We start from the raw sequence: 26,571 nt of genomic DNA on the forward strand, positions 1-26,571 counted from the left end.
CCGGGCGAGTACCCGGGCGCGGTCGCCGGATCAGATCTTGGCGACCTGGTTGAACGACAGCTCGACCGGGGTCTCGCGGCCGAAGATCGACACCAGCACCTTGAGCTTCTGGGTGTCGGGGTTGATCTCGCTCACGGTGGCGGGCAGGGTCGCGAACGGGCCCTCCATGACCGTGACGGACTCGCCGATCTCGTAGGCGACGTCGGAGCGGACCTCCACGCCGCCGGTCCTGGCCTTCTGGACCTGCTCCGGCTCCTCCTCCGGCTCGGGCGCCAGCAGCTTGGCGACCTCGGTGAGGCTGAGCGGGGCGGGCTTGTTGGACAGGCCCACGAAGCCGGTCACGCCGGGGGTGTTGCGGATGGCCGACCAGGACTCGTCGGTGAGGTCCATGCGGACGAGCACGTAGCCGGGCAGGACCTTCTCGGTGACCTGCTGGCGCTTGCCGCTCTTGACCTCGGTGACCTGGTGCTCGGGGACCTCGACCTGGAAGATGTACTCCTCCATGTTGAGGGACTGGGTGCGGCTCTCGACGTTGGCCTTGACCCGCTTCTCGTACCCCGCGTAGGTGTGCACGACGTACCAGTCGCCGGGGAGCAGGAAGAGCTCGTTCTTGAACTCCTCGACGGGGTCGGGGCGCGGGGCCTCCTCGGCCTCCTCCGCGTCCTCGTCGTCCGCCGGCTCGACGTCGGTCGGTTCGGCGTCGGTCAGCTCGGCGCCGTCGGAGTCGGCCTGCGCGGCCTCCTCGGACGGCTCGCCCGCCAGGCCGGTCGCTTCCGCCGACGACTGACCCGGCTCCTCTTCGGGGAAGTCGTCATTGGTCAGTGGGGACTCGGACACGGCTGCTGCTCTTTCTCTCGTCGGGTGCGCTGCGCGGCCCCTCCTCGGTTCCGCCCAGCGTTTCTCGATGCCCAGCGGTTCTGCGCTGCGCCGGGGCCGGAACGCCGCGCGGGGCGCCCGGTTCGGGACCCGGTCCTGTCAGCTTAAGCTCTCCCGGCGCGACCCGGGGCCAACCCGCGCACGGGCGAGGCCGCGTCCCGCACGGGGCGGAACGCGGCCTGTGAGATCGGTGCCCCCCTCGGGGGGACGGGCCGACCGGGTGGCCGGCCGGGTGGCGCTAGAGGCCCTCGGGGGTGCCGAAGGTGCCGTAGAGCCAGGTGACGGCCTCGCCGAAGCCCCAGTCGAGGAGCGAGACGTAACCCAGGATCATGACCACGAAGACCAGGACCACGATGGTGTAGGTGACCAGCTCGCGGCGCGTGGGCCAGCGCACCTTGCGCAGCTCGCCGACGACCTGCTTGGTGAACGTCACCGGACCGGTGCGGCGCGTGGGCTCCTTGCCGGGCTTGGCGTCGGCGTCAGTCTGAGTCACCTGGGGTCCTTAGGGTCGCGGGTCATCCCCGAGATAGCAGGAAAGCCCGTTCGCGCGACGAAGCGGCCGGTCAGGCCGCCACGCCGCGCGAACGGTCGTGCAGGGCAGGAGGGACTCGAACCCCCAACCGCCGGTTTTGGAGACCGGTGCTCTGCCAATTGAGCCACTGCCCTATGCGGAAACCGCGATCCCACCATAGCCGGTCCGTGCCGTGCGCGCACACTGCCGGTGCGTAACACCTGGGCCACGGACGGCCGACTCGTGAGAGTTTACGGGTTCCCCCGCGCGCGGCCAAACCGATTACCCGCCGCCCGGTCCCGGCCCACCCCGCCACGGGCGCGGCCTCGCATGACACCATGGACGGCATGACCAACCGACCCCGTGTCTCTGCACGCATCAGCGCCATCTCCGAGTCCGCCACCCTCGCCGTGGACGCCAAGGCCAAGGCCATGAAGGCGGAGGGCCGTCCCGTCATCGGCTTCGGCGCGGGGGAACCGGACTTCCCGACTCCGGACTACATCGTGGAGGCGGCCGTCGCCGCCGCCCGCGAGCCGAAATACCACCGCTACACGCCGGCCGGCGGCCTGCCCGAGCTGAAGAAGGCCATCGCCGAGAAGACCGCCCGCGACTCCGGCTACCAGGTGGAGCCCGCCCAGGTCCTGGTGACCAACGGCGGCAAGCAGGCCATCTACGAGGCGTTCGCCGCCCTGCTCGACCCGGGCGACGAGGTCATCGTCATCGCCCCGTACTGGACCACCTACCCCGAGTCCATCAAGCTCGCGGGCGGCGTGCCGGTCTACGTGGTCACCGACGAGACCACCGGCTACCTGGCGAGTGTCGAGCAGCTGGAGGCGGCGCGCACCGAGCGCACCAAGGTCCTGCTGTTCGTGTCCCCCTCCAACCCGACCGGCGCCGTCTACCCGCGCGAGCAGGTGCGCGCCATCGGGCAGTGGGCGAACGGGCACGGCCTGTGGGTGCTCACCGACGAGATCTACGAGCACCTGGTCTACGGGGACGCCGAGTTCTCCTCGCTGCCCGTCGAGGTGCCCGAGATCGCCGACCGCACCGTCATCGTCAACGGCGTCGCCAAGACGTACGCGATGACCGGCTGGCGCGTGGGGTGGGTCATCGGCCCCAAGGACGTCGTCAAGGCCGCGGGCAACCTCCAGTCGCACGCCACCTCCAACGTCGCCAACGTCTCCCAGGCCGCCGCGATCGCCGCGGTGTCGGGCGACCTGACCGCCGTCGAGGAGATGAAGAAGGCGTTCGACCGCCGCCGCCGGACCATCGTGCGGATGCTCAACGAGATCGACGGCGTGTTCTGCCCGGAGCCGCAGGGCGCGTTCTACGCCTACCCGTCGGTCAAGGGCGTGCTGGGCAAGGAGATCCGCGGCCGCCGTCCGCAGACCTCCGCCGAGCTGGCCGAGCTGATCCTGGACGAGGCCGAGGTCGCGGTGGTCCCGGGCGAGGCCTTCGGCACCCCGGGCTACCTGCGCCTGTCCTACGCGCTGGGCGACGAGGACCTGGCCGAGGGCGTCAGCCGCATCCAGAAGCTGCTGGCCGAGGCCCGGTAGCCGCGCGCACACCGCCGTACGGGCCCGTCCGGAGCGTTCCGGGCGGGCCCGCGGCGTGTGCAGCGCATCACCGGGGAAGTGGACGGCTCCGGCACCACGGGCGGCCCGGATACGGCAGGCTTGGTTCATGGAGACACCCATCACCGGCCGCCGCTTGGACCGGCTGCCCAAGGCCCATCTGCACCTCCACTTCACCGGGTCGATGAGGCACTCCACACTGGTGGAGCTCGCCGAGAAGCGGGGCGTGCACCTGCCCCAGGCCCTGGTGACCGAGTGGCCGCCCAGGCTGCGCGCCACCGACGAGCGCGGCTGGTTCCGGTTCCAGCGCCTCTACGACATCGCGCGCTCGGTGCTGCGCGAGCCCGACGACATGTACCGGCTGCTGCGCGAGGCGGCCGAGGACGAGCGGGAGGCCGGCTCGGGCTGGCTGGAGATCCAGGTGGACCCCAGCGGGTACGCGGCGCTCTTCGACGGGCTGACCGCCACCCTGGAGCTGGTGCTGGACGCCGCCCGGGCCGCCGAGCGCGACACCGGCGTGGGGGTCGGCGTCATGGTGGCGGCCAACCGCACGCGGCACCCGCTGGACGCCCGGGCACTGGCCCGGCTGGCCCGCCAGTACGCGGGCCGCGGCGTGGTGGCGTTCGGGCTCAACAACGACGAGCGGCGCGGGCGGGCCCGGGAGTTCGAGGCGGCGTTCCGGATCGCGCGCCGGGCCGGGCTGCTGTCGGCCCCGCACGGCGGCGAGCTCCAGGGGCCGCTGAGCATCCGGGAGTGCCTGGACGAGCTGGAGGCCGACCGGGTGGGGCACGGGGTACGGGCCATCGAAGACCCGTACCTGGTGGAGCGGATCGCCACCCAGGGGGTGACGCTGGAGATCTGCCCGACCTCCAACGTGGGCCTGGGGGTGTTCAACGAGCTGGAGCACGTGCCGCTGCGGCGGCTGTTCGACGCCGGGGTCCCGATCGCGCTGGGGACCGACGACCCGCTGCTGTTCGGCCCGCGCCTGGTGGAGCAGTACCGGATCGCCCGCGAGGTGTTCGGGTTCACCGACCCGGAGCTGGCCGAGCTGGCGCGGATGTCGATCCGGGGCTCGGGGGCGCCCGACTCCCTCAAGAAGGAAATGCTGTCCGGGGTCGAGTCCTGGCTGGCGGACGACCCCGGGCAGCGGGACTGACGCGCCGGGTCAGGCCAGGAGCATCAGGACGCCCTGGCCGACCATGACCGCGCCCGCGACGAAGAACAGGGACGCGGCGCCGATCCGGACGGCCCGCTCCGGGAGCTTCCTGCCCAGGACGGCGCCGAGGACGATGGCGATGGCGTCGGCGGCGACCATGCCGACGGTGGAGCCGAGCCACACCGGCAGCCAGTCGTACTGCGTGCCCACCGCGATGGTGGTGAGCATGGTCTTGTCGCCCAGCTCCGCGATGAAGAACACCGTGAAGACCGTGACGAACGCGGACTTGATGCGCCGGGAGGCGGCGCGCTCCTCGTCCTTGGCGGACATCTCGTCGCCGCGCAGCGTCCAGGCGCCGAAGATCAGGAACGCGATGCCCGCGACCAGGGTGATCCAGTCGGTGGGCAGGGACGCGCCCAGCACCTCGGCGATGAACACGCTCGCGATGTGCACGACGGCGGTGGCGGCGGTGATGCCGAGGATGACGGTGAGCGCGCGGTAGCGGGTCGCCAGTGACATGGCGACGAGCTGGGTCTTGTCGCCCATTTCGGCGATGAAAACGGCCAGGGCGCTGAATCCGAGGCCCGCGAGAAATGCCGTCATATGTCCTCTCCCTCGTGGCGGTCTGGGCGGAAGGGAGCGGACACGCCCCTTCGACCCGGTCGTGGTGATGGCCGGGTCGAAGGTCTCGTCCGCCCTGATGACCGCCCCTCCGGTGGGAGGGAGGCATGCCGGGGCCCGCGTGACCGGGACCACAGGGGGTCCAGTATGTCGACCACGCGATCGGGGACTACTCCCCTTCGACGTGTCCGACCCTAGGACAGAATGGACGGTATTCGCAATTCATGGATCGGGCGAATTCACTGCGGAGGCGGGTCGAATAACGGTGTTCGGCCCGCCTCACTTTTTTATTCGATTCGGGTGCGCCTTTTCTTCGGCGGTGCTTCCGGCCGGCGGTCCGCCGGTGGCCTCACTGGACCAGCGCGGTGTGCGAGTGGCTCCCGCCCGGGTAGAGGAGGGTGGCGGCCGGGTAGGGGAAGGTCCCGCCCGGGAAGCGCGGGCAGACGTAAATCTGGAGGTTGTCGTTGTCGCCGACCTGGGCCCCGACCGGGTTCCCCCACCAGGGGCCGCGCGCCGTGAGGAGGTCCCGGTCCTCGTGCGGGACCCAGCCGGTGCGCTCGGAGTCCCACTCCTGCGAGGCGACGGTCAGCAGCGGGACCACCGTGTCGCCGCAGTGGGGGCAGAACCGGACGACGGGGTCGGTGCGGCCCCACGGGGGCCAGCCGCCGAACTTCCAGCCGGGGGCCCGGGACAGCTCGTTGGTGTAGAACCTCTGGGGCTCGTCCTCGTAGGCCGCGTCCACCGGGGCCCCGGCCGCCCGCCAGGCGTCCGGGTCCTCCAGCCGCCGCTGGAGCCCCTCGTCCAGGTCGAGGTGGTCCGGGTACTCGGTGACGGCCTCCGGTGAGAGCACGCAGGGCCGCGGGACGTAGGGATCGTAGTCCTCGTCCTCCTCCGGCCCGGGCTGCGCGGTGCGGACGTCGGTGACGTCGGCGGAGGCGCGCCAGAACACCTCGGTCGAAGGCTTGTAGTCATCGATGTGCTCCCGGGGGCACCACAACACCTGGAGCAGGTCGGCCCGGCCGAACCCCGCCATCAGGGGCACGTCGCGCGCGTACAGCTGGACGAGGGGGAGCATCGGGGCGGGCGGGCCCTCGTGCCAGCGATCGCAGAGCGGCCACGGATGGCGGGCGGGCCACAGCAGCGGCCCGCCGACCGAGCTGTCGTGGGGCGTCGGGGACCCGGGGCGGGGGTGCAGCCGGACCGCCGGACGCGCCAGCGGCCCCAGCTCGGGGAAGACCGCCGCGACGTCGAGCGGCCGCGGCGGGGTGGTACGGGTGGTGTGCATGATGCCGATGATCGCAGCGCCCTGCGACCGTCCGCCCGGCCCCTCCCCGGCCTCCTAGAGGGAGACGCCGACCATCACGGGCTCGTTCACCAGGCGCACGCCGAAGGCCGCCTCCACCCCGGCGCGGACCTCGCGGGCCAGGTCCAGGAGGTCGGCGGTGGTGGCCCCGCCCCGGTTGGTCAGGGCCAGGGTGTGCTTGCCGGACAGCCGGGCCGGGCCGGAGCCGTAGCCCTTGCCGAAGCCGGCGCGGTCGATGAGCCAGGCCGCGGACAGCTTGACGCGGCCGTCGGCGTCGGGGTGGCCGGGCACCGGGACGTCCGGGCCCAGCCGCTCGGCGGCGCGCTCGCGGACCGCGGCGAACTCCTCGGCGGTGACGACCGGGTTGGTGAAGAACGACCCGGCGCTGCGGGTGTCGGGGTCCGCGGGGTCCAGGACCATGCCCTTGCCGCGGCGCAGGCCCAGGACGGTCTCGCGGGCGCTCTCCATGGGGACCCGCTCCCCCGCCTCGACCCCCAGGGTCCGCGCGACCTCGGCGTAGGCGACGGGGCGGCTGAGCTTGCCGCGGTGCAGGGCGAAGACGACCTCGCACACCACGTACCGGTCATCGCCCTTGAAGACGCTGTCGCGGTAGGTGAACCCGCACTCGGCGGCCGACAGCACCCGGCGCACGCCCTCGCGCCGGTCGTACACCAACACCTCGCGGACGGTCTGGGAGACGTCCTGGCCGTAGGCGCCGACGTTCTGGATGGGGGTGGAGCCCACCCGGCCGGGGATGCCGGAGAGGAACTCCAGGCCGTTGAGGCCCTCGGCGACGACCCGCTCCACCAGCGGGTCCCACTCCACTCCGGCCTCGGCGCGCAGCAGCACCACGGGCTCGCCGGTGGCCGGGTCGGTCGTGCCGTCCTCCTCCAGGGACACGCCCTGGGAGGCGACGTGGACCACGGTGCCGGGGAACCCCGTGTCGGCGACCACCAGGTTGCTGCCGCCGCCCAGGACCAGCACCGGCTCGCCGGCGGCGTCGGCCGCGGAGACGGCCGCGACGAGGTCGTCGGTGGACTCGACCCGCCGGTAGGACCGGGCGGGGCCGCCCAGCCCGAGGGTGGTGTGGTCGGCGAGGCGGACGGCGGACGGCTCGGTGTGTGCGGACACGGGGTGTTCCTCCTGCTGCTGCGGCCTCAGGCCAGGCGGACGACGGCGGTGGAGCGGGCCAGGACCTTGGCGCCGCCGGAGCGGGCGCTCAGGGCCACGGTGACCGTGCCGTCGTCGTGCTTCTTCTTGACGGTGCCGCCGACGGAGATCTCGGCGCCCTCGTCGTCGTCGGGGACCACGACGGGCGCGGAGAAGCGCACCGAGTAGTCGACGACGGAGCCGGGGTCGCCGGTCCAGTCGGTGATGAGGCGGGCGGCCTGGGCCATGGTGAACATGCCGTGCGCGATCACGTCGGGCAGGCCGACGGACTTGGCGAAGCGCTCGTTCCAGTGGATGGGGTTGAAGTCGCCCGACGCCCCGGCGTAGCGGACCAGGTCCAGGCGGCGGACGGTGAAGGTCCGCTCGGGGATCTCGGTGCCGACCTCGACGTCGGCGTGGCGCAGCTTGCTCACTGTCGCGTTCCTCGGGTTGTGGGGGCCGGTGGTCTACTCGCCGCGGACGACGAGCATCATGCCCGCCGTGACGACGTGGTCGCCGGAGGCGTCGGTGGCGACGGTCTCCAGGGTGAGCAGCTCGTTGCCGCCCAGTGCCTTGACGTCGGTGATGCGTGTGACGGTGTCGAGGACGTCGCCCGCGACCACCGGGCGGCTGTAGCGGAAGCCCTGGTCGCCGTGGACGACGCGGGAGAAGTCGACGCCCAGCCCGGGGTCGGCGATGGCCTGGGCGGAGCCCGCCATGCCGAGGATGACGGGGAAGGTGGGGGGTGCCACCACGTCGGCGTATCCGGCGGCCTCGGCCGCGGCCGGGTCGGTGTAGACGGGGGCGGTGTCGCCCACGGCCTCGGCGAACTCGCGGATCTTGACGCGGGTGACCTCGTAGGCCTCCGGAGCCCGGTACTCCCGGCCCACGTAGTCGGGGTTGATCGCCACGCTCTGCCTCTCCTGAAAGGTGCCCTGGGACGCGAACGGCCCGGTGAGCGATTCGCTCACCGGGCTCGAAGTCTATGAGAAGCCGTGCTCCTCACGCGCGGTTCGATCGACCGCAACGGCTCACGCGGACCTAGCGGGTCTCGCGGTGCTCGTTGTGCTTGCGGCAGTTCGGGCAGAACTTCTTGATCGTGAGCCGGTCGGGGGTGTTCCGACGGTTCTTGCGCGTGATGTAGTTACGGTGATTGCACTCCTGGCAGGCCAGGGTGATCTTCGGCCTCACGTCGGTGGCAGCCACGTCGGAGTGCCTTTCTCGTGGAAGACGGACTTGGTGTTGCAGTGCACCGAGGGTGAACACTGCGAAGTCCCCGCCTCGACCCCTGGTGCCCACTGCGTGGTGTCCAAGGGTCGGCGAGGTGGTAGCGGAGGCCGGACTTGAACCGACGACACAGCGATTATGAGCCGCTTGCTCTACCGACTGAGCTACTCCGCCCCGATCGGAGGGGAGGTTTCCGTGGTGTTCGGAACCGCCCCGGTCGGCCGGCGGAGATCCACCGGCCACCCACCTGAGTGGACCGGACCTCATCAAGTGGTGGAGCCCCTTTACGGAATCGAACCGTAGACCTTCTCCTTACCATGGAGACGCTCTGCCGACTGAGCTAAAGGGGCGCGCTGCCCGGGTTCCCGCTCCGTCGTTCCGGCCTTTCGGCCCGGCCCTCCGGGGCGTTCCCCCTTGCGCTGGTCATGACTATACATGGGTTGGGGGGTGCTCTGCCAAATCGAATGCGGCCCGCCCCGGAGCGGTCCGCCCGACCCCCGCCCGGACCCCGCGAAACCCCTGTACGGCAGGGGTTCCCCGGGGTCCGGGAGGCGCGCGCCGACCGCCCGGGAGGACCCCGGATGTGACGCGCGCCGCGCGCTCAGTACCGGTCGGATCCGTCGGAGACCCACACGTTGGACATGGCGTCCCGGTTGATGGTGCGGATGGTGGCGGGCAGCCCCAGCCGGCGCAGGGCGTCGGGCAGCCGGGTGTCGTGCGTGAACACCACCAGCTGGCGGTGGCGGCCCACCTCCGCCAGGACGGCGGACAGCCCCTCCACGGTCTCGGTGTCCATCGCCTGGACCGGGTCGTCCAGCACCAGGAACCCGAACGGGTTGCCGTCGACCAGGGTGCGCGGCAGGCAGATGGACAGCGCCAGGGCCTGGAACTCGCCCTGGCTGAGCAGCCCCGGGGCGCTGGTCTGGTCCCCGACGCCGTCGACCGTGACGTCCACCTCGACCCGGCGGCGGGCGCCGCGCCCGATCAGGCGCATGCCCCGCAGGTCGATGTGGCGTTCCTGGCGGAGCCGGAACCACACCTGTTCGGCCTGGCCCGCCACCGGGCCCAGGCGCTCCTCCCGCAGCAGGCGGGCCTGCTCCGACAGCCAGGTGAGCGCCGCCTCGGCCTCGGCCAGGGTGTCGCGGGCGCCCAGCGCCTCCTTGGCGTCGTCGAGCCAGGCGCCCAGCCGCTCGGCCTCCTCCGCCCAGCCGCCGGTGGGGTCCTCCAGGCGTTCGGAGGCCTCCCGGCGGGCGCTGACGGCGGCGGCGCGCAGGCTCTTCCCGACGGTCTCGATGTGGTCGGCCAGTTCGCCCAGGTCGGTGATGGTGGCGCCCGACTCCCACAGGGACCACACGCGGCCCAGCTCGCTGTCGGGCGGCAGCCAGGAGGGGGCGGGGGCCATGAGGAACCGGGCCTGGTCGCGGGCGGCGTCGGCGCGCTCGTGGGCGGCCGCGGCCGGGGCCGCCTGCTGGCGCAGGACGCGCAGCCGGGCCTGGGCCCGGCGGACCCAGTCCGAGCCCAGCGCGCCGGGGGTGTCGCAGGTGGGGCAGGTCGTCTCCCCCGGGTGGCGCTGGTGGTGCTCGACGGCCTCCTCCAGCAGGCGCACCACCCCGTAGGCGTGGTCGTTCTTGTTGCCGGCCGCCATGGCCAGCTCCATGGAGGCGCCGCGCAGCTCGTTGACGACGTCGGTCATCACCACGCGCTCGGGCACCGACAGGCGGCGCAGGCGGCGCATCACCACCTGGAGGCCGGGGTCGCTGGGGCCGTCGTCCTCGGCCAGGCGGCGCAGGGCGTCCAGGTCCAGGCCGGGCCCGGTGAGGAGCTCCGCGGCCCGGGCCGCACGCGGGTCGTCGCAGGCGTGCAGGGCCTCCAGCAGCCGGGGCAGCTCCCGGGAGGGGCGGTCGCGGCGCTTGGCCAGGGAGTCGCAGAAGCGCGCCAGGCGGCGCTCGGCCTCCGCCAGGCCGGTGAGGCCCAGCAGGGCCGTGAGGGTGTCGTACAGCTCCGCGGAGCGCCCGGAGACGGTGCGGCCCAGCTCGTCGTAGGACAGGAACGGCCGGTAGCGGACCAGGTCCTCGCCCCAGTCGAGGGCCCGCAGCGGCGCGGAGGTGCCGTCCGGGCGGATGATCTCGCCGCGGGCGGAGCGGACGCTGTCCCCGGTCCAGCGGCGGGTGATCCGCGTGGGCGCGTCGTCGCCCGCGATGAGGATGTCGACGGTCGCCTCGGTGCTCTCGTCGTAGTGCAGGTTGCGCCAGCCGTCGCGCCAGCCGGTGGGCATGGCGTCCCAGCGGGGGTTGCGGCCGGTGAGCGCGGCCTCGGCGGACTCGGCGAAGCTGGACTTGCCCGAGCCGTTGCGGCCGACGATGACGGTCAGGCCCGGCCCCGGGGGGAAGGCCAGCTCGGCCGGGCGGCCGATGCCGCGGAAGCCCTGGACGCGGATGCGGGTGAGGTAGGCCCGGCGGACCCGGTCCGGCGTCCGCGGGGCCGGTGGCCGCGGCGGGGACTCGGGCACAGCGTGCCCCTGGGCGCGGGCCTGGAGCGCCTCCTCGCCCCACAGGGCGGCGGTGACCCAGGAGTGGACCCCGCGGGGCAGCCCCGACCGTGCCAGGGCGTCCATGAGGACCGCGGCGGTGGGGTCGTCACCGGTGGCGGCCTCGGCGCGGTCGCCGGTCTCGATCCCCTCGGGCACCCGGGTCATTGTCGTACCCCATCTGTCGTCGTTCCTGCACAAGCAGACTAGGACAGCCCGCACGAGAACCGCCCGTAAAGGTCGGTACCCGGTGGTCGGAGCACCGCCCGGGGGCGTTCCCGGGCGGTGCCGCGGCCGCCGGCCGTCCGGTGGAGACGGCGGCGGGCGACGGGCGGGCCGGGGCGGAGCGGGGGTCCGGGGGGAGCACGGCTACACGCCGACCAGGCGGCGCCTGCTGCCGTCCCAGGTGAAGTGCAGGGTGGCGATGCCCGGCACGTTGGGGTCGCGCAGGCATTCGTAGATGTTGAGGCTCGGCACGCTGGCGAAGCAGCCCCAGACGCGTTCGGAGGTGAGGACGAAGTCCAGGTCGAGTTCCACGAGCAGGCCCAGCAGGCGGCCGTGCGTGGGCTCGTCCACCTTGGCGAAGGCGTCGTCGAGGAGGATGAGGCGCGGCGCCCAGGGGGCCCGGGCGGCCAGGGCGTCGAAGTGGGCCGCGGCCGCGGCGAACAGCACGAGGTAGGCGACGACGCGCTGCTCGCCCTGGCTGAGGGCGGTGCGGTGGCCCAGGCGGCGCTCGTGGCCCGTGGCGTCGGTCACGTAGACCGTGAACGTGAACCAGGAGCGGTAGTCCAGGGCGGCCCGCAGCTGGGCGCCGCCGGTGGCGGTGGGGTCCAGCCGGCGGATGGCCTCGATGCAGCGGCGCAGGGTGTCGCGCAGGCGGGTGGTCTGGACGCGGGTGCGCTCCTCGGCCGGGGTGGCCAGCAGCGGGACGACGGCCTCGATGTCGGCTCCGGCGTCCGGGGCCAGCCGCCAGTCCAGGCGCACCCCCAGGCCGGCGGAGGTGGTGACGTCCTTGAGGACGTCGTTCATGGTCTCGATGAGGGCGCGGGCCTCGTCGATCTGGCGGGCCAGGTGCTCGGCCAGCTCGCCCAGCAGGTGGCGCTCGAAGGCCTCCTCCTCGGCGATGGCGACGGTCTCCGCGGCCCCGGCGACGGAGGCGGCGATGCGTTCGGCGTAGGCCGTGATGTCGCGGGAGCCGTCCTCGTCGTGGACGGTGAGGCGCTTGAGGCCGCGCGGCTCGGTGAGCTCGGTGCGGGTCTGGGCCCAGCCGACGGAGGTCAGGAGCCGGTGCAGCTCCTCTCGGCTGCCCAGGATGGCGCTGTCGTCGACCTCGGGGACCTCCCCCTGTCCGGCCAGCCCCTCCTCCAGGTCGGCGACGCAGTCCCTCAGCAGGGCCAGGCGGGCGTCCGGGGCGGTGGCCGCGGGGTCGGCGGCGGTGCCCGGGCGGGCGGCCAGGAGGGCGGCCAGCGGGGAGTCCGCGGCGGCGCGGGCGGCCAGGCCCGCCGCGCCCAGCAGGACGGTGTCCGGGAGGTCGGGGGCGTCGCCCTCGCCCGGCAGGGACAGGGCCGCGGTGAGGCGGTCTCCCGCGGCCAGGGCGCGGCGGACCTGCTCGGCGCGTTCGGCGGTGGCGGCGTCCAGGCGGGCCTCGGCCCCGACCCGCTCGTCGCGGGCGCGCTGGGCGGCCCGCTCCAGCTCGGGCAGGCGGCGGGCGGCGGCCTCGGCGCGGTCGCGGACCTGGGCGCGGGCGGCGTCGAGCTGCTCGTCGGGGACGCCGCGGGCGCGGTCGCCGAGCTCGATCTGGCGGCGCACCGTGATCATGTCGTCGATGGCGGCGGCACGCACGTCCTCGGCCAGGACGCGGTCGGCGCGGGCGCTCCGCCAGGCGTCGATGTGGCGCTCGTGGTCGGCCAGGGTCCAGGCCAGGACCTCCAGGTCGCGCAGCTCCGAGGCGATGAGGACGCGCAGGTGGTCCAGGGCGCGCAGGGAGCTGTCGAGGTCGGCGCGGACGGTGGAGAGGCCGTGCTCGTCCGCGGCGCCGCGCAGCCGGGCGCGGATGCCGAGGAGCTCGGTGCGGGCGGCGTCGGCCGCCCCCGCGGCGGTGTCGTGGGCGCGGCGGGCCGCGGCCGTGTCGGCGCGGGCGATGTCCAGGGCGGCCCAGGCGCGGATGAGCGGGGCCGGGTCGGGCAGGTCGCGGGCGACCTCCAGGAGCTCGGCGTAGGAGTTCTCCAGCCCCCAGCGCCGCTCCCCCGCCTCGGCGAGCAGGGCCTCGGCGATGGCGATGCGGCGGTCGGCGTTGGCGGACTGGCGGTCGCGCGCGCGTTTGCGGGCGGCCTCGCCGATGTACTCGGGCTCGCCCTTGAAGTGGGCGCCGGAGGCGACGCCGAGCCGCCAGGAGCCGGACGTGGACATGGCGCTGACGGTGGCGACCGAGTCGTCGCGGCGGTGCTTGGCCTCGCCGCCCTCCGGGGAGCCCGGGGCGGCGCCGGGTTCGGAGATCAGGGCGATGGAGGCGAGCAGGGCGCGCAGGGAATCGTGGCCCACGCCCCGGTCCGGGACGGCCACCGGGACGAGGGCGTCCAGGAGGGTGCGGCCCTTGGCCGGGCGGGCCGGGGTGAGCATGAGGTCCCGGGTGGCCGGGTCGTAGAGGCCGCCGTCGGCGCGGATCCACCCGGTGAGCAGACCCGAGGCCTCCAGAGCGGCCTCCAGCCCCGCCTGCTCGCGGGTGGAGAGGCCGTCGGCGAAGTCGACGGCGAGGTAGAGGGGGACGCCCTCGGAGTCCGGGCGGGGGTAGGTGGCCCAGGCCGGCCGGTCCGGGGCGTGCTCGGTGCCGCGGGCGCGGCGGTCCGCGAGCTCGGCGAGCTCGTCGGAGAGCCGGCCCTCCTCGCCGACTGCGACGTCGCGGCGGGCCCGCAGCTCCTCCAGCAGGGGGTCGACGGCGGCGTGGGCCAGGCGGGAGACGGTGGCCGGGACGGAGGCGTCCAGGACGCGCAGGGAGTCGGTGATCGGCAGCTCGACGCTGCCCTCCAGCCGGTGGACCGCCTCGCCCAGCGCGTGGGCGTGGCTGGAGTCGCGCAGGCGCGCCGCCCAGGCGCGGACGCCGTCGGCGTAGTCGGCGCTGCGGGCGCGCAGGTCGGCGATGGCGTCCTGTTCGCGGGTGTGGGCGTGCTCCAGGACGGCGTCGGCGCTCTCGGCCTCGCTGGTGAGGGCGACCAGGCGGCGGTCCGCGGCGGCCTCGGCGGTGGTGAGGCCGGTGAGCCGGGCGGCCTGGTCGGCACGGTCGGTGGCGCGGTCGGCGGCGTCGCTGAGGCGGTCGTGCAGGCGGCCCAGGTGCTCGCGCAGGGCGTCGAGGTCGAGGCCCTCGACCGGTTCGCGTTCGACCGCCTGCTCCAGGCCCTGGAGGTCCACGCGGGTGGTGCTCTCGCGGGGGGTGTGGACGGTGGCGGTGGTGTCGGGGACGGCGCCCAGGAGCTCGGCGTCCAGGCCGGCGGCGGTGGCTGCGCGGACCGCCTCGGCGTGGGTCTGGCGCAGGGAGTCCAGGGCGCGGCCGATGGCGTCGGTGTCCTCGCCCAGCAGGTCGATGGTGGTGCGTTCGACCCGTTCGGCGTGCTCGGCGGCGACCCAGGTGGCCTCGGCGGCGCGGATGTAGGCGCCGACCGCCGCGTCCAGGGCGCGGCGCTCGCCGGCGGTGGCCGCCTCGGCGGCCCCGCGGGCGCCGTCGAGGGTGCCCTCGTCGGCCGCGGCGGTGTCGCGGGTGCGGCGGACCTGGTCGCGCTCTTCCGCGATGCGGCTCTCGGCGGTGATGAGCTCGTCGAGCTCGGCGCGCAGCCGGTCGGTCTCGGCGGTGCGCTCGGCGCAGGCGTCGAGCTGCTCGCGGACCTCGGCGACGCGGGCGCGCAGGGAGCCGACCAGGTAGGCGCGGTAGTCGTCCAGGAAGGCGGAGACGCCGTCGCCCGCGGCGGTGAGGGCGTCCTTGTCGGCGCGGGCCTGCTCCAGGTCGGCGATGTTGCGGGCGACCTCGTCCAGGACGGACTCGTCCATGGGCGGCAGCGCCTCGGAGAGGACGCCGACCAGCTCGCCCGCCTCCAGGCGGTCGCCGATGGTGGGGCGGCGCAGCCGGTAGAGCAGGTGGATGAGGTTGCGGTAGCGGACGGAGTCGTCGATGCCGAAGAGGTCGCGCATCACCCGGGCGCGATACGGGACGGCCGAGGTGTAGCAGTTGTCGGCGCCGATCTCCGAGCGCAGGCGGTCGACCGGCTTGGGCCGGCCGTCGACGACGAGGTCGAGGTCGTGGCCGACGCGGCGCTCGGTGACGAAGAACACGCAGCGGGGGTCGGCGTTCCCGACCGCCATGACCGCCGCGCCCAGGGTGAGGTGGCGGGGCTCGGGGGCGTCCTCGTCCGCGTCCGGGCCGCCGGCCGCGGCGGCCAGCAGGGCGGAGGCGGTGGCGGCGCCGCGGGCCGCGCCGTCCAGGCCGCGGTCGCCGCGGGCGGTGGTGAACTCCACCCACAGGTAGCCGAGGCGGATCGCGGGGGCGCCGTCGGCGCCGTCCTCCGGCTCGCCGGGGGCCTCCTCCTCGGGTTCCTCCGGGCCGCCGAGCAGGTCCGGCCCGGTGTCCTCGGGGTCGGGCAGGCGTCCGGCGCGCGGGTCCTCGGCCATGAGCCAGCGCAGGCTGGTGCGGTTGGTGCCGGTGGTGTCCAGGCGGCGGGTGTCGCCGTCCAGCAGGAACGGCAGGAGCATCTCCAGCGCCTTGGACTTGCCCGCGCCGTTGCGGCCGCGCAGCAGCAGGCGGCCCTCGGCGAATTCGAGGACGTGGTCGTCGTACTGCCAGACGTTGCGGATGCCCGCGCGTTCGAGTCGGTAGCGGGGGGTGGCGGCGGGATCAGCCGTCGCCGTCGTCTCCTGGGTCACCACTGGTCGCGCTCACCTTCTCGTTCGCCACCGCTTGCAGCACGGACGCCACCCGATCGAGGTCTCTCCGGGGGTCGGGGGAGTCTTCTTCCTGACCGGAACCGCTCGTTCGGGCGGATTGTGTCCGGCTGTCATGGTCATTGTCCTGGATTCGGGGGACGCGCTCGTCCGTTTCGGACCCGTAGCGGGCGGCCGCCGCGGCGAGGCTCCAGGCCCCGGGCGCGCCGCGGAGCAGGCCCAGCCCGGTCAGCAGGTCCAGCACCAGGGCGCGCATCCGGTCGGGGTCGGGGACCTCGGGTCCCGCGGTGCGGGACCACTCGGCGCGTTCGGGGGCGTCCGCGCCGCAGAACACCGCCAGGGCGGCGTCCAACTCCCGGTCCGGGACGACAACGGAGGTGACGGGGCGGCCGGGGTGCAGGCGGCCGGAGAGGTGGCGGACGAGGGCGAGCGCCGCCTGGCCGACGGGGTCGTCGGAGGGGAAGCCGTCGGCCTCGTCCGGCAGGACGAGGGCGACGCCCTCGGCGCGGACCTCCACGTCGCAGCCCAGCAGGTTGCCCAGGGCCGCGGCGGCCCGCCACTGGTGGGCGGCGAGCCGGTCGCGCTGCCGGTCGGGGAGGTCCTCGCGCAGGACGACGGCGGTCTCGGCCAGGAGGCGGCGCAGGGCGATCTCGCCCTGGTTGTCGCCGTCGGGGTCGACGACCGACGCGGCGGCGAGGAAGGAGTCGGGGTCGTCGGCGGCCCTGGGCGGGTGCGCGGCGACCGCGCGGACGACACGGGTGTGCGGGACCAGCCGGGCGTCGGCCAGGGCGTCGGCGCGGTGGTCGGCGATGCGGCCCTCCTCCTCGGTGAGGGCGCCCAGGCCGGCCAGGAACTCCAGGGCCGCGCAGAAGGCGCGGCGCTCGCCCAGGCCGCGGGCGGGGTCGGCGTCGACGCCCGCCTCGTAGGCGGCCTCGCGGACCCGGTCGGCGAGCTCCCGGACGCCGAGGGGGCCGGTGTCCTCGACCAGCACCGCCAGCGTCAGCGCCAGGTAGGTGTGGGTGCGCGGGGTGAAGGGCGCGCCGGTGGGCCGCGTCAGCGGCGCGGGCGCTCCGGGTCCGCGCTTGACGAGCCGGGCGTGGTCCTCGGCGACGGTCAGGCGGTACCCCAGGACGCGGTGGAAGCGCTGGGTGAGCCATTCGGCGTGCGAGCGGACGAGGGAGAGCTCCGCGGGGTGCGTGCGCTCGGTGAGCAGGGGGCGCGCCATGAGGGCGCGCGCCGCCGCCTGCCGTTCACCGATGAGCGCGGTGTCCTCGCTGTGGATGTCCGTCACCATCACCCCCACGTCCCGGTCCGCGGCCGGTCCCGGCCGGGGCCGGCCGGTCCGGTGCCCCGGTCCTCGTCATCGTCGTTTCGGGCCACGGGCAGCGCCCCGGTGGGCGGGTCCACCGCGATCCCCCCGGGCGGGGTCGCCGTCCGCGGCCACGGGTCCTCCCCGGCGCCGCCCGGGTGCCCGGGGGCGGCCGGGTGGCCCCCGGGGTCCGGTCCGGTCCGGGGCCCCTGGACCGCGGGGAAGCCGTGCGGGGGCGTGGGCGCCTCGTCGTCCGGGGCCGCGTCGCCCGGGGCCGCCAGTGGCAGGCCGCCGGGCGGGGTCGGGGTGTCGTCACCCGACGGCACGGACGGTGTGGGCGCCCCGGACGGCGCGGGCGACCCGGACTGCGCTGATGTCACGGAGGACGCAGGCTGCCCGGTCGTCACAGGCGACGCGGGCGGCACGGAGGACGCAGGCGGCACGGGCTGCCCGGGCTGCGCGGAGGGCACCGGCGTCACGGGTTGCGCGAACGGCGCGGACTGCCCGGACTGCCCGAGCGGCGCAGGTGTCACAGGCGACACGAAGGACTCAGGCGGCACAGAAGACGCAGACAGCCCGGAATGCGCAGGCAGCGCGGGTGACGCTGGCTGCACGAACGACTCGGGCTGCCCGAGCGGCGCAGGTGTCACAGACGACACGGAGGACGCAGGCGGCTCGGGCTGCACAGACGGCGCAGAAGGCTCGGATGGCACGAACGGCACAGGTGACGCGGGCTGCGCGAACGACTCGGGCTGCCCGAGCGGCACGGAGGACGCAGGCGGCTCGGGCTGCACAGACGGTGCAGAAGGCTCGGATGGCGCGGGGGCGGCGGGCGTGGGTGACGCAGACAGCGCAGAGGGCGCGGAGTGCGTGGGTGACACGGGCGACGTGGGCGGGTTCGGCGGCCGGGGGGGCGTCGGGGACGCCGGGGGCTCCAGGAGTCCCGCCGGGATCTCGTGCTGCTCGTACGGGGTCACGCACAGGCGCAGGCCCTCGAGGGTCAGCTCGCCGCCCTCGCCCTGGACGACCACCTCGTACCCGGGCGCGGAGACCACGTGCAGGCGCAGGGCGAACTCCAGGTCGCCCGCCGCGGTGGGGCCGCGGCCCGCGTCGCCGGAGCCGAGCGCCGCGGTGAGGAGCTCCATGAGCACCTCCATGCCCGCCCCGGACAGGTCCAGGTGCGCGCGCGGCCCCGTGGGCCGGGCCAGCAGGGCGCGGACCTGGGCGGCGCCGGTGCGCCTCCAGTGGGCCGACGACTCGGCGGCGTCGCGCAGCCGGGCCTGCTGCGCGCGGTGGTCGCGGACCGGCTCCGGCGGCCGGGTGCCCGGCCGCTCGGTGACGGTGCTGCGGTCGGGTTCGGCCTGCCACCACCCCGTGGTGGCGGCGACGCCCTCGTCGACCCGTCCCCTCAGGTGGCGGGCCGGGTACAGGGCGTAGGCGGCCGCGGCCAGCGCGTCGGCGCGCTCCGGCCCGGCGTCCTCGAACCACGAGGCCAGGCGCAGCAGCGCGGCGCGGCCGTGGCGTGGCGCCGGCCGTTCGCCGCCGCTTCGTTCGTCGTCCGCGCGGTCATCCGCCCACTGGTTGAGTCCCACACCTCAGCAGGGTAGAGACCTCGGGGACGGCGCACGTCGGGTTCTCCCCCTCAGCCCCCTCGAATCACCGCCGGTGACCTGGGATTATGGCTGTTTGAGGAACTTTGGCATCATTCTCGCGGGCACTCCCGTCCGGGTGTTCCCGGTCACTCCTGGGCCGGGTACCCGAGCCGGCCGCCGTCGGCGTCCTCCAGTGCCCGGCGCACCCCGTCGGTCATGTCCTCGTCGTACTCGGTGATCGTGTAGGTGGTGAAGTAGCGGGTCCCCCCGACGTCGACCGGGTCGCCCAGCTCGACCTCCACCTCGTACGGGTCGTTCTGGCACCCCTGCTCCATGCACCAGGTGCCGAGGAGGTCGCCCTCCCCCCGCGCCCGGTCCTGCGACCACTCGTCCCACTCCATCCCGGAGAAGGTCGTGAACTCGGTGGCGACGTACTCGGTCGGCCTGCGGTCGTCGAACCCCTGCTCGTCCCCGTACCGGTTGAGGACGTACGCCCCGGTGCCGTCCGTCGGGGCCTGCGCCGTCGGCTCCTGCGGGGTGGCGCTCGGGGCCGCCCCCTCCTCCGGCTCCTGCGCGCTCTCTCCCCCGCACCCGGCGACCGCCGCCGCGACCGCCGCGGCGGCGACCCACGGTCCGATGCCCCGCATGACCCCTCCTCGTTGCGACGAGGCCCCCCGGCTCGCGCCGGGGGGCCTCTGGATACCGCTCTTTCCCGTCAACGGGGCTCGGGCCCCGCCGTCACCACCAGGTGGTGACTAGTTGTAGCCGTTGCCGCCATCGCGGTCGTGGCTGACGTTGGTGCTCGCCGGGCCGTTGACGCAGTCGCCGGTGGTCTGCGGCGACAGGATCGGCACGTTGGCCCCGACCAGGCCCACCGCCAGCTCGGTGTTGCAGAGCTGGATCGGGACGAGCTGCAGGTTCTGGTTGAACTGCTGGTCGCCACCGTGGGAGGCGGACGCCGGGGACGCGGCGAGGACCGCACCGAGCGCGATGCCTGCGACCGCACCGGCGATCGAGAACTTGCGCAGCATGGCGGTACCCCCTAGTCGATGTTGGTGCTGACCGGGCCGTTGATGCAGTCGCCGGTGGTGTCGGGCGACAGGATCGGCACGTTGACACCGGCGAGCAGGCCGACGGCCAGGTCGGTGTTGCACAGCTGGACCGGGATCGCCTGCAGGTTCTGGTTGTACTGCTGGTCACCGCCGTGGGAGGCGGAGGCCGGGGCGGCGAACAGCGCGGCGCCCAGGGCGATCCCCGCGACGGCGGTCGTCGTGACGAGCTTGCGAAGCATTTCGGGATCTCCTAGTCGATGTTGGTGCTGATCGGGCCGTTGACGCAGTCGCCGGTGGTCTGCGGCGACAGGACCGGGATGTTCACGGCGACCAGGCCGACGGCGGCGCTGGTGTTGCACAGCTGGACCGGAACCGCCTGCAGGTTCTGGTTGTACTGCTGGTCGCCACCGTGGGAGGCCGAGGCCGGGGTCGCGACGAGAACGGCGCCGAGAGCGGCACCCGCGACGAGGCCGGCAACGCCGAGCTTACGCAGCATTGAATTACCTTTCGAAAAGATTTGAGGCAAGATCGCAGTCGGGCTATTGCCGGAACTAGCTGATGTTGGTGCCGATGGGGCCGTTCACGCAGTCGCCGGTGGTCTGCGGCGACAGGATCGGCACGGTGACGGCGACCAGACCGACGCTGCCGGTCAGGTTGCAGGACTGGATCGGCACCAGCTGGAGGTTCTGGTTGAACTGCTGGTCACCGCCGTGCGAAGCGTGCGCGGGAGCTCCGAGGAGGAGCGCGCCCATCGCGGCACCGGCGACCAGGCCAGCAGCGGCCATCTTCTTGATCATGACTTCCCCCGGAAATCGTCGAGGTGTTGACAGAAAAAGACGCAGGCGCTTCTTGCACCTGTGTCGCGGTGGACTGTGGCAATCATCAACCGCCCCCCGTTTTTTGTCAACGCCGAAACCCCCGGAACTCAATTGTCCATTTTGTCGGGAGAATTCTTTTTGCCGGTCCGGCGAATCCTTTTTTTGGTTCCTTTTCCGACACACCGCCCCGGGGGCGTTACCCGGCCGTGTCCCGTCCGCTATAGAGCCGCGACCGACCGAATCCCGTTCACTCTGAGCGATGGAACCGTAACGACCGGTTCGTCCGCGTTCCGAAGCCGTTGTGTGATCCGGCTCTCATCCGCGCGTTCGGAGCGGGGGAAGGTCCGGAAACGCGACGGGGCCCCGACACCTGACGGTGTCGGGGCCCCGGTCCCAGTGTGGCAGGTCAAGGATTCGAACCTTGGAAGGCTAAGCCGACGGATTTACAGTCCGCTCCCATTGGCCGCTCGGGCAACCTGCCTGGGCTGCGACTTCGCGGTTCCGCGCGTCGCATGAACGAGAATAGCGGATGTTCCCCCCGAACCTGAAATCGGTTTCTCCGGCGTGCCCCGGTCCGCCCCTCGAGCGCCCCGAACCGGGTCCCCACTAAGCTCTGGGACCATGCCCGCGCCGCCGCCGGCCGGGTTCCGACCGATCGCGCGGGTGCCCTCGGGCGCCCGCCACCCATGACAGACCCAGCAACGGGGTGTGAGAACGTGGCCGCCGAATCCAGCTTCGACGTCGTGTCCAAACTCGACCGCCAGGAAGTCGACAACGCCCTGAACCAAACGGGCAAGGAGCTCTCCCAGCGGTTCGACTTCAAGGGCACCGGGACCACCATCTCCTGGCAGGGCGAGGACGGCATCGAGATCCGCAGCACCTCCGAGGAGCGCGCCGCGGCCGCCCTCGAGGTCTTCAAGGAGAAGCTGGTCAAGCGCAAGCTGTCCCTGAAGATCCTCGACGCCGCCGACGAGCCCAAGATCTCCGGCAAGGAGTACCGCCTGCCGATCGGCCTCAAGGAGGGCATCACCTCCGAGGACGCCAAGAAGATCTCGAAGCTGATCCGCGACGAGGGCCCCAAGGGCGTCAAGGCCCAGATCCAGGGGGACGAGCTGCGCGTCAGCTCCAAGAAGAAGGACGACCTCCAGGCCGTCCAGAACCTCATCAAGGAGAAGGACTTCGACCTGGCGCTCCAGTTCGTGAACTACCGCTAGGCCGCTGGTCCGTGTTCTCCGGGCCTCCGCTCCGGTCCGTGTCCGGCGCCTGCTGAAGGCCGGGGGCCTTCGGCCCCGCCGGCGCCCCCGGCCCCGCGGTGGCGCGGGAGGGCGTCGAAGCCCCGGGCCGGCGCGGAGCGCACGGCACCGAACGGCCGCCGGGCCTCCGGGGCGGTCCCGCGGCCTCCGGGTCCGCGGAACGCCGAACGGCCGCCCCTGAGGGGCGGCCGTTCGGCGTTCCGCGGTATCGGCGGGGGTCGGCGGGCGGGAGCGGTGTCAGCCCAGGTCCCAGCCCCTGCGGAGGGCGCGCAGCCGCCGCACCCGCTCCGCGGTGGGCGGGTGGGCCGCGAACAGCCGCCAGGCCCCCGTGGGGAACGGGTTGGTGGTCATCAGGTGCGCCGCGGGCAGCAGCGTCCGCTGCCGGGGCAGCGGGTGCTCGCGCATGCCCGCCTCCAGCTTGAGCAGGGCCGAGGCCAGCGCCTCCGGGTCCCCGGTGGTCCGCGCCGCCTGCTCGTCGGCCCGGAACTCGCTGCGCCGCCCCGCTCCGGCGCGCACCACCAGGAACGCGACCGGCGCCAGCAGCGCCACCAGCAGCCCGCCCAGCAGCTCGGGGACGTCCATCTCCTCCGAGTCGCCCAGCGGCACCAGGAAGGCGACCGCGCTCAGCGCGGTGATGAGCCCCGTGAGCGTGACGGTCACCGAGCCGGCCAGGGTGTCCGCGGCCTTGATGTGCGCCAGTTCGTGGGCGATGACGGTGCGCAGCTCGCGCTCGTCGAGCGTCTCCAGCAGCCCGGTCGTGCAGCACAGCGCAGCCCGGCGGCCCGTCCCGGTCGCGAACGCGTTGGGCGAGCGGATCGGCGACAGGTACAGCCGCGGCATGGGCTGGCGGGCGGCCGTGGCCGTCTCCCGCACCGTCCGGTACAGGTCGGGCTTCTCGATCTCCCCCACCGGCCGGGCCCGCATGGCGCGCAGCGCCAGCGAGTCCCCGAACAGGTGCACCAGGATCCCGGCGGCCACCACCACCGTCACGGCGAACTGGAACCCCTTGCCGGCGGCGCACAGCCAGCCCGCGAGGAGGAGGACCGCCGAGACGCCGGTGAACAGACCGACCGCGCGCGCCGCACCGACGTGCACGCCGCCACCTCCCCGCTCTCTCGTCCCTGTATGTGTACATGGTGATGAACGTGCGGATCGGGGTCCCGCGTTCCCGGTTCGGACGGCCTCCCCGGGCGGCCCGTCCCACGTGGCGGCCGCAGGGCCGGATCCCGGCCACGGCGGCCGCGGCGCCCGCCCTCCGCACCGCCCACGGCGCACATGTGACAATCGCCACCCGGCAGCGGTCCGCGCCGCCCCGACGACCTATAGTGCGAACGTGGCCCTGATCACTCCCTGCGCGAGGCCGCGGACACCGCTCCGCGTCCGCGCGCGGTCGTGCCTCGCCGCGTTCCCCAGGGTTGGCGCACCCGGTGGACGCGGGGGCCGCACTCCCCGTCCGTGTCCTCGCAGGACCGGGGGGCCGCCCCGCAGCGGTGCGCCCCGGCCGGAGGGCTGACACTCACAAGCGCCGCCGCCCCGACAACCGGCGGCCGAGGAGGTCGTCGATCTCAGTGTCCAAACAGATCGAACAGCTCGACCGCGTCGTCATCCGCTTCGCCGGGGACTCCGGCGACGGGATGCAGCTGACCGGTGACCGCTTCACCCAGGAAACGGCCGCGTTCGGCAACGACCTGTCGACCCTGCCGAACTTCCCCGCGGAGATCCGTGCGCCCGCCGGGACCCTGCCCGGTGTCTCCAGCTTCCAGCTGCACTTCGCCGACCACGACATCATGACCCCGGGCGACGCCCCGGACGTCCTGGTGGCCATGAACCCGGCGGCGCTGAAGGCCAACCTGGCCGACCTGCCACGCGGCGCCACCGTGATCGCCAACACCGACGAGTTCACCAAGCGCGCCCTGACCAAGGTCGGCTACGCCGCCGACCCGCTCACCGACGGGACCCTGGACGGGTTCAAGGTGAGCGCGGTACCGCTGACCTCCATGACGGTGGAGGCCCTGAAGGGCCTGGACATCTCCAAGAAGGACGCCGAGCGCGCCAAGAACATGTTCGCGCTGGGCCTGCTGTCGTGGATGTACAACCGGCCGACGGAGGGCACGACGGCCTTCCTGAAGTCCAAGTTCGCCAAGAAGGCGGACATCCTGGAGGCCAACCTCACCGCGTTCCAGGCGGGCTGGAACTTCGGCGAGACCACCGAGGACTTCGCGGTCTCCTACGAGATCAAGCCCGCCCGGCTGCCCGCCGGCACCTACCGCAACATCACCGGGAACCTGGCCACCGCCTACGGGCTCATCGCCGGTTCGCGGCGGTCGGGACTGCCGCTGTTCCTGGGCTCCTACCCGATCACCCCGGCCTCGGACATCCTGCACGAGCTGTCCCGGCACAAGGCGTTCGGGGTGCGCACGTTCCAGGCCGAGGACGAGATCGCCGGCGTGGGCGCCGCCCTGGGCGCGGCGTTCGGCGGGGCCCTGGGGGTGACCACCACCTCGGGGCCGGGCATGGTGCTCAAGCAGGAGACGGTGGGGCTGGCGGTGATGACCGAGCTGCCGCTGGTCATCGTCGACGTGCAGCGGGCCGGGCCGAGCACCGGTATGCCCACCAAGACCGAGCAGACCGACCTGCTGATGGCGCTCCACGGGCGCAACGGCGAGTCGCCGCTGCCGGTGGTGGCACCGGCCTCCCCGGCCGACTGCTTCGCGACGGCCCTGGAGGCGGTGCGGATCGCCGTCACCTACCGGACGCCGGTGATCATGCTCTCCGACGGGTACCTGGCCAACGGCTCGGAGCCGTGGCGGCTGCCGGAGGTGGCCGACCTGCCGGTGATCGAGCCGGGGTTCGCGACGGAGCCCAACGGGCCCGACGGGGCCTTCCTGCCGTACCTGCGCGACGAGGAGACCCTGGCCCGGCCCTGGGCGGTGCCGGGCACCGCCGGGCTGGAGCACCGGATCGGCGGCATCGAGAAGCACGCCGAGACGGGCGACATCTCCTACACCCCGGCCAACCACGACCTGATGGTGCGCACCCGGCAGGCCAAGGTGGACGCCATCGCCCGCGACATCCCCGAACTGGAGGTGGACGATCCCGGCGGGGAGGCCCGGGTGCTGGTCCTGGGCTGGGGCGGCACCTACGGGTCGATCACCGCGGGGGTCCGCCGGGTGCGCCGCACCGGCCGCCGGGTCGCGCAGGCGCACCTGCGCCACCTCAACCCGTTCCCGGCGAACCTGGGCGAGGTGCTGGGCCGCTACGACCGGGTGGTCGTGCCGGAGATCAACCTGGGCCAGCTGGCCCTGCTGCTGCGCGGCCGGTTCCTGGTCGACGTCATCGGTTACAACAAGGTCCGCGGCCTGCCGTTCAAGGCGGAGGAGCTGGCGGGAGCGCTTCAGGAGGTCATCGACCGTGACTGAGCACACGCAGGGGGACGGCGGCTTCGCGGGGCTCCGGCTGGTGCCCAAGACCGACACCGCCTACAAGATGAAGGACTTCAAGTCCGACCAGGAGGTGCGCTGGTGCCCGGGGTGCGGCGACTACGCGATCCTGGCCGCGTTCCAGTCGTTCCTGCCCCAGCTGGGGGTGCCGCGCGAGAACATCGTGATCGTGTCGGGGATCGGCTGCTCCTCCCGGTTCCCGTACTACCTGAGCACGTACGGGGTCCACTCGATCCACGGCCGCGCCCCGGCGATCGCCACCGGCCTGGCCACCAGCCGCCCCGACCTGTCGGTGTGGGTGGTCACCGGTGACGGCGACGGGCTGTCGATCGGCGGCAACCACCTGATCCACGCCCTGCGCCGCAACGTGAACATCAACGTGCTGCTGTTCAACAACCGGATCTACGGGCTGACCAAGGGCCAGTACTCGCCCACCTCCGAGGCCGGCAAGATCACCAAGTCGTCGCCGGTGGGGTCGCTGGACCACCCGTTCAACCCGGTGTCGCTGGCGCTGGGCGCGGAGGCCACGTTCGTGGCGCGGTCGGTCGACTCCGACCGCAAGCACCTGACGTCGGTGCTGCGGGCGGCGGCCGAGCACCCGGGCGCGTCGTTCGTGGAGGTGTACCAGAACTGCCCGATCTTCAACGACGACGCGTTCGAGCCGCTGAAGGACCCGCGGGCCGGGGACACCCGGCTGCTGCGGCTGGAGCACGGCGAGCCGCTGCGCCTGGGCGACGGCCGGGGCGTGGTCGCCGGGGAGTACGGCGGCCTGGAGGTGGTGGACGCGGAGTCCGCGGGCGAGGACCGGGTGATCCGCCACGACGCGCACCGGGAGGACCCGGGGTACGCGTTCGCGCTGTCGCGGCTGGACCGCCCGGCGTTCGAGCACGTGCCGATCGGGGTGTTCCGGGACGTGCGCCGTCCCACCTACGACGACCTGGTCAACGAGCAGATCGCCGACGCCCGCGCCGAGCGCGGCGACGGGGAGCTGGCGGCCCTGCTCGCGGGCGGGGACACCTGGGTCGTCGACTAGGGCGTGTTCTCTCGGGCCCCTGCTCCGGCACGCCCGTTGGCGGGCGGGGGCCTTCGTCCCCGCCCGCGCGTCGCGGGTCCCCCGGGCGCGCGGCCCCGGGCTCGCGGCCCCCGGGCGCACCGGAGGGCGTTCGCAGGAACGGCCCCCGGAGACACGGCGCGGTCGCCCGCGGCCCGCTCCCGCCTCCCGGCGGGGGCGGGCCGT

General features: G+C 73.7%; 23 protein-coding genes and 4 tRNA genes. 5 read left to right on the plus strand and 22 right to left on the minus strand.

What is annotated here, in order from left to right; translation table 11 throughout:
• Positions 1-30: 30 nt before the first annotated feature.
• The 3 genes from nusG to KGD84_RS28470 form a co-directional block, all read right to left on the minus strand.
• Positions 31-837: a transcription termination/antitermination protein NusG gene (nusG, locus tag KGD84_RS28460; RefSeq protein ID WP_220563412.1), complete on the minus strand. Its 807-nt coding sequence runs from the start codon at positions 835-837 to the stop codon at positions 31-33.
• A gap of 277 nt (positions 838-1,114) precedes the next feature.
• On the minus strand, positions 1,115-1,369 hold the full coding sequence (gene secE / locus KGD84_RS28465) for a preprotein translocase subunit SecE (protein ID WP_220563413.1): 255 nt from the start codon (positions 1,367-1,369) through the stop codon (positions 1,115-1,117).
• A 100-nt stretch (positions 1,370-1,469) separates the two neighbouring features.
• A tRNA-Trp gene (locus KGD84_RS28470) sits at positions 1,470-1,542 on the minus strand.
• 192 nt (positions 1,543-1,734) lie between these two features.
• On the opposite strand from KGD84_RS28470, the gene KGD84_RS28475 reads away from it, so the two are divergent.
• The gene (locus KGD84_RS28475) at positions 1,735-2,943 is read left to right on the plus strand and encodes a pyridoxal phosphate-dependent aminotransferase (protein ID WP_220563414.1); all 1,209 of its coding nucleotides are present in this window, start codon (positions 1,735-1,737) and stop codon (positions 2,941-2,943) included.
• 127 nt (positions 2,944-3,070) lie between these two features.
• The gene (locus KGD84_RS28480; protein ID WP_220563415.1) at positions 3,071-4,117 is read left to right on the plus strand and encodes an adenosine deaminase; all 1,047 of its coding nucleotides are present in this window, start codon (positions 3,071-3,073) and stop codon (positions 4,115-4,117) included.
• Positions 4,118-4,126: 9 nt separating this feature from the next.
• On the opposite strand, the gene KGD84_RS28485 is transcribed toward KGD84_RS28480, so the two are convergent.
• From KGD84_RS28485 to KGD84_RS28570, 18 genes are all read right to left on the minus strand, one after another.
• A complete protein-coding gene (locus tag KGD84_RS28485) occupies positions 4,127-4,720 on the minus strand; it encodes a TMEM165/GDT1 family protein (protein WP_220563416.1) in 594 nt (197 codons plus the stop codon).
• 367 nt (positions 4,721-5,087) lie between these two features.
• Positions 5,088-6,023, minus strand: a complete 936-nt coding sequence (locus KGD84_RS28490) for a YwqG family protein (RefSeq protein ID WP_220563417.1) — start codon at positions 6,021-6,023, stop codon at positions 5,088-5,090.
• Positions 6,024-6,077: 54 nt separating this feature from the next.
• A complete protein-coding gene (locus KGD84_RS28495) occupies positions 6,078-7,172 on the minus strand; it encodes a UDP-N-acetylmuramate dehydrogenase (protein ID WP_220563418.1) in 1,095 nt (364 codons plus the stop codon).
• 26 nt (positions 7,173-7,198) lie between these two features.
• Positions 7,199-7,624, minus strand: coding sequence for a MaoC family dehydratase (locus tag KGD84_RS28500; protein ID WP_220563419.1), 426 nt, complete (start codon positions 7,622-7,624; stop codon positions 7,199-7,201).
• 33 nt (positions 7,625-7,657) lie between these two features.
• The gene (locus KGD84_RS28505) at positions 7,658-8,101 is read right to left on the minus strand and encodes a MaoC family dehydratase N-terminal domain-containing protein (RefSeq protein ID WP_220565356.1); all 444 of its coding nucleotides are present in this window, start codon (positions 8,099-8,101) and stop codon (positions 7,658-7,660) included.
• 130 nt (positions 8,102-8,231) lie between these two features.
• Positions 8,232-8,381 carry a 50S ribosomal protein L33 gene (gene rpmG, locus KGD84_RS28510; protein ID WP_014910184.1) on the minus strand — a complete coding sequence of 50 codons (150 nt, stop codon included), beginning with the start codon at positions 8,379-8,381 and terminating at the stop codon, positions 8,232-8,234.
• Positions 8,382-8,515: 134 nt separating this feature from the next.
• A tRNA-Met gene (locus KGD84_RS28515) sits at positions 8,516-8,591 on the minus strand.
• 100 nt (positions 8,592-8,691) lie between these two features.
• Positions 8,692-8,767: transfer RNA gene (locus KGD84_RS28520), tRNA-Thr, on the minus strand.
• Positions 8,768-9,018: 251 nt separating this feature from the next.
• The gene (locus KGD84_RS28525) at positions 9,019-11,112 is read right to left on the minus strand and encodes an ATP-binding protein (RefSeq protein ID WP_220563420.1); all 2,094 of its coding nucleotides are present in this window, start codon (positions 11,110-11,112) and stop codon (positions 9,019-9,021) included.
• 201 nt (positions 11,113-11,313) lie between these two features.
• Positions 11,314-15,855, minus strand: a complete 4,542-nt coding sequence (locus KGD84_RS28530) for a TIGR02680 family protein (RefSeq protein ID WP_220563421.1) — start codon at positions 15,853-15,855, stop codon at positions 11,314-11,316.
• Positions 15,824-17,164 (minus strand): TIGR02678 family protein, encoded by a 1,341-nt coding sequence (locus tag KGD84_RS28535; protein ID WP_220563422.1) that lies wholly within the window; start codon positions 17,162-17,164, stop codon positions 15,824-15,826. The genes KGD84_RS28530 and KGD84_RS28535 overlap by 32 nt, the downstream gene beginning before the upstream one ends.
• A complete protein-coding gene (locus KGD84_RS28540; RefSeq protein ID WP_220563423.1) occupies positions 17,164-18,771 on the minus strand; it encodes a DUF2397 family protein in 1,608 nt (535 codons plus the stop codon). Before KGD84_RS28540 ends, KGD84_RS28535 begins: the two co-directional genes overlap by 1 nt.
• 146 nt (positions 18,772-18,917) lie before the next feature.
• Complete coding sequence (locus tag KGD84_RS28545; protein ID WP_220563424.1) at positions 18,918-19,418, minus strand: hypothetical protein; 501 nt, start codon at positions 19,416-19,418, stop codon at positions 18,918-18,920.
• A gap of 108 nt (positions 19,419-19,526) precedes the next feature.
• The gene (locus tag KGD84_RS28550; RefSeq protein ID WP_220563425.1) at positions 19,527-19,802 is read right to left on the minus strand and encodes a hypothetical protein; all 276 of its coding nucleotides are present in this window, start codon (positions 19,800-19,802) and stop codon (positions 19,527-19,529) included.
• Between the two features lie 11 nt (positions 19,803-19,813).
• Positions 19,814-20,062, minus strand: a complete 249-nt coding sequence (locus KGD84_RS28555) for a hypothetical protein (protein WP_220563426.1) — start codon at positions 20,060-20,062, stop codon at positions 19,814-19,816.
• Positions 20,063-20,073: 11 nt separating this feature from the next.
• A complete protein-coding gene (locus KGD84_RS28560; RefSeq protein WP_220563427.1) occupies positions 20,074-20,319 on the minus strand; it encodes a hypothetical protein in 246 nt (81 codons plus the stop codon).
• A gap of 55 nt (positions 20,320-20,374) precedes the next feature.
• Positions 20,375-20,620: a hypothetical protein gene (locus KGD84_RS28565; protein ID WP_220563428.1), complete on the minus strand. Its 246-nt coding sequence runs from the start codon at positions 20,618-20,620 to the stop codon at positions 20,375-20,377.
• Positions 20,621-21,040: 420 nt separating this feature from the next.
• Positions 21,041-21,122: transfer RNA gene (locus KGD84_RS28570), tRNA-Tyr, on the minus strand.
• A gap of 235 nt (positions 21,123-21,357) precedes the next feature.
• Here KGD84_RS28570 and KGD84_RS28575 point away from each other — a divergent pair.
• A complete protein-coding gene (locus tag KGD84_RS28575; protein WP_220563429.1) occupies positions 21,358-21,855 on the plus strand; it encodes a YajQ family cyclic di-GMP-binding protein in 498 nt (165 codons plus the stop codon).
• A 276-nt stretch (positions 21,856-22,131) separates the two neighbouring features.
• Here the strand turns inward: KGD84_RS28575 and KGD84_RS28580 are convergent, their stop codons facing one another.
• A complete protein-coding gene (locus KGD84_RS28580) occupies positions 22,132-22,989 on the minus strand; it encodes a M48 family metalloprotease (protein WP_220563430.1) in 858 nt (285 codons plus the stop codon).
• Positions 22,990-23,462: 473 nt separating this feature from the next.
• Between KGD84_RS28580 and KGD84_RS28585 the strand changes: the two genes are divergently transcribed.
• Together KGD84_RS28585 and KGD84_RS28590 are read left to right on the plus strand one after the other, a co-directional pair.
• Positions 23,463-25,313, plus strand: coding sequence for a 2-oxoacid:acceptor oxidoreductase subunit alpha (locus KGD84_RS28585; protein ID WP_220563431.1), 1,851 nt, complete (start codon positions 23,463-23,465; stop codon positions 25,311-25,313).
• Positions 25,314-25,380: 67 nt separating this feature from the next.
• A complete protein-coding gene (locus tag KGD84_RS28590; RefSeq protein ID WP_255647122.1) occupies positions 25,381-26,367 on the plus strand; it encodes a 2-oxoacid:ferredoxin oxidoreductase subunit beta in 987 nt (328 codons plus the stop codon).
• Positions 26,368-26,571: the final 204 nt, after the last annotated feature.

It is taken from the genome of Nocardiopsis changdeensis, from assembly GCF_018316655.1.
Classification (GTDB): domain Bacteria; phylum Actinomycetota; class Actinomycetes; order Streptosporangiales; family Streptosporangiaceae; genus Nocardiopsis; species Nocardiopsis changdeensis.

Excerpts from the sequence above, each read along its gene's own strand:
- KGD84_RS28475 (WP_220563414.1), top strand. The coding sequence starts at position 1,735 with ATGACCAACCGACCCCGTGTCTCTGCACGCATCAGCGCCATCTCCGAG.
- KGD84_RS28480 (WP_220563415.1), top strand. The coding sequence starts at position 3,071 with ATGGAGACACCCATCACCGGCCGCCGCTTGGACCGGCTGCCCAAGGCC.
- KGD84_RS28485 (WP_220563416.1), bottom strand. The coding sequence starts at position 4,720 with ATGACGGCATTTCTCGCGGGCCTCGGATTCAGCGCCCTGGCCGTTTTC.
- KGD84_RS28490 (WP_220563417.1), bottom strand. The coding sequence starts at position 6,023 with ATGCACACCACCCGTACCACCCCGCCGCGGCCGCTCGACGTCGCGGCG.
- KGD84_RS28525 (WP_220563420.1), bottom strand. The coding sequence starts at position 11,112 with ATGACCCGGGTGCCCGAGGGGATCGAGACCGGCGACCGCGCCGAGGCC.
- KGD84_RS28535 (WP_220563422.1), bottom strand. The coding sequence starts at position 17,164 with ATGGTGACGGACATCCACAGCGAGGACACCGCGCTCATCGGTGAACGG.
- KGD84_RS28545 (WP_220563424.1), bottom strand. The coding sequence starts at position 19,418 with ATGCGGGGCATCGGACCGTGGGTCGCCGCCGCGGCGGTCGCGGCGGCG.
- KGD84_RS28550 (WP_220563425.1), bottom strand. The coding sequence starts at position 19,802 with ATGCTGCGCAAGTTCTCGATCGCCGGTGCGGTCGCAGGCATCGCGCTC.
- KGD84_RS28555 (WP_220563426.1), bottom strand. The coding sequence starts at position 20,062 with ATGCTTCGCAAGCTCGTCACGACGACCGCCGTCGCGGGGATCGCCCTG.
- KGD84_RS28560 (WP_220563427.1), bottom strand. The coding sequence starts at position 20,319 with ATGCTGCGTAAGCTCGGCGTTGCCGGCCTCGTCGCGGGTGCCGCTCTC.
- KGD84_RS28565 (WP_220563428.1), bottom strand. The coding sequence starts at position 20,620 with ATGATCAAGAAGATGGCCGCTGCTGGCCTGGTCGCCGGTGCCGCGATG.
- KGD84_RS28590 (WP_255647122.1), top strand. The coding sequence starts at position 25,381 with ATGAAGGACTTCAAGTCCGACCAGGAGGTGCGCTGGTGCCCGGGGTGC.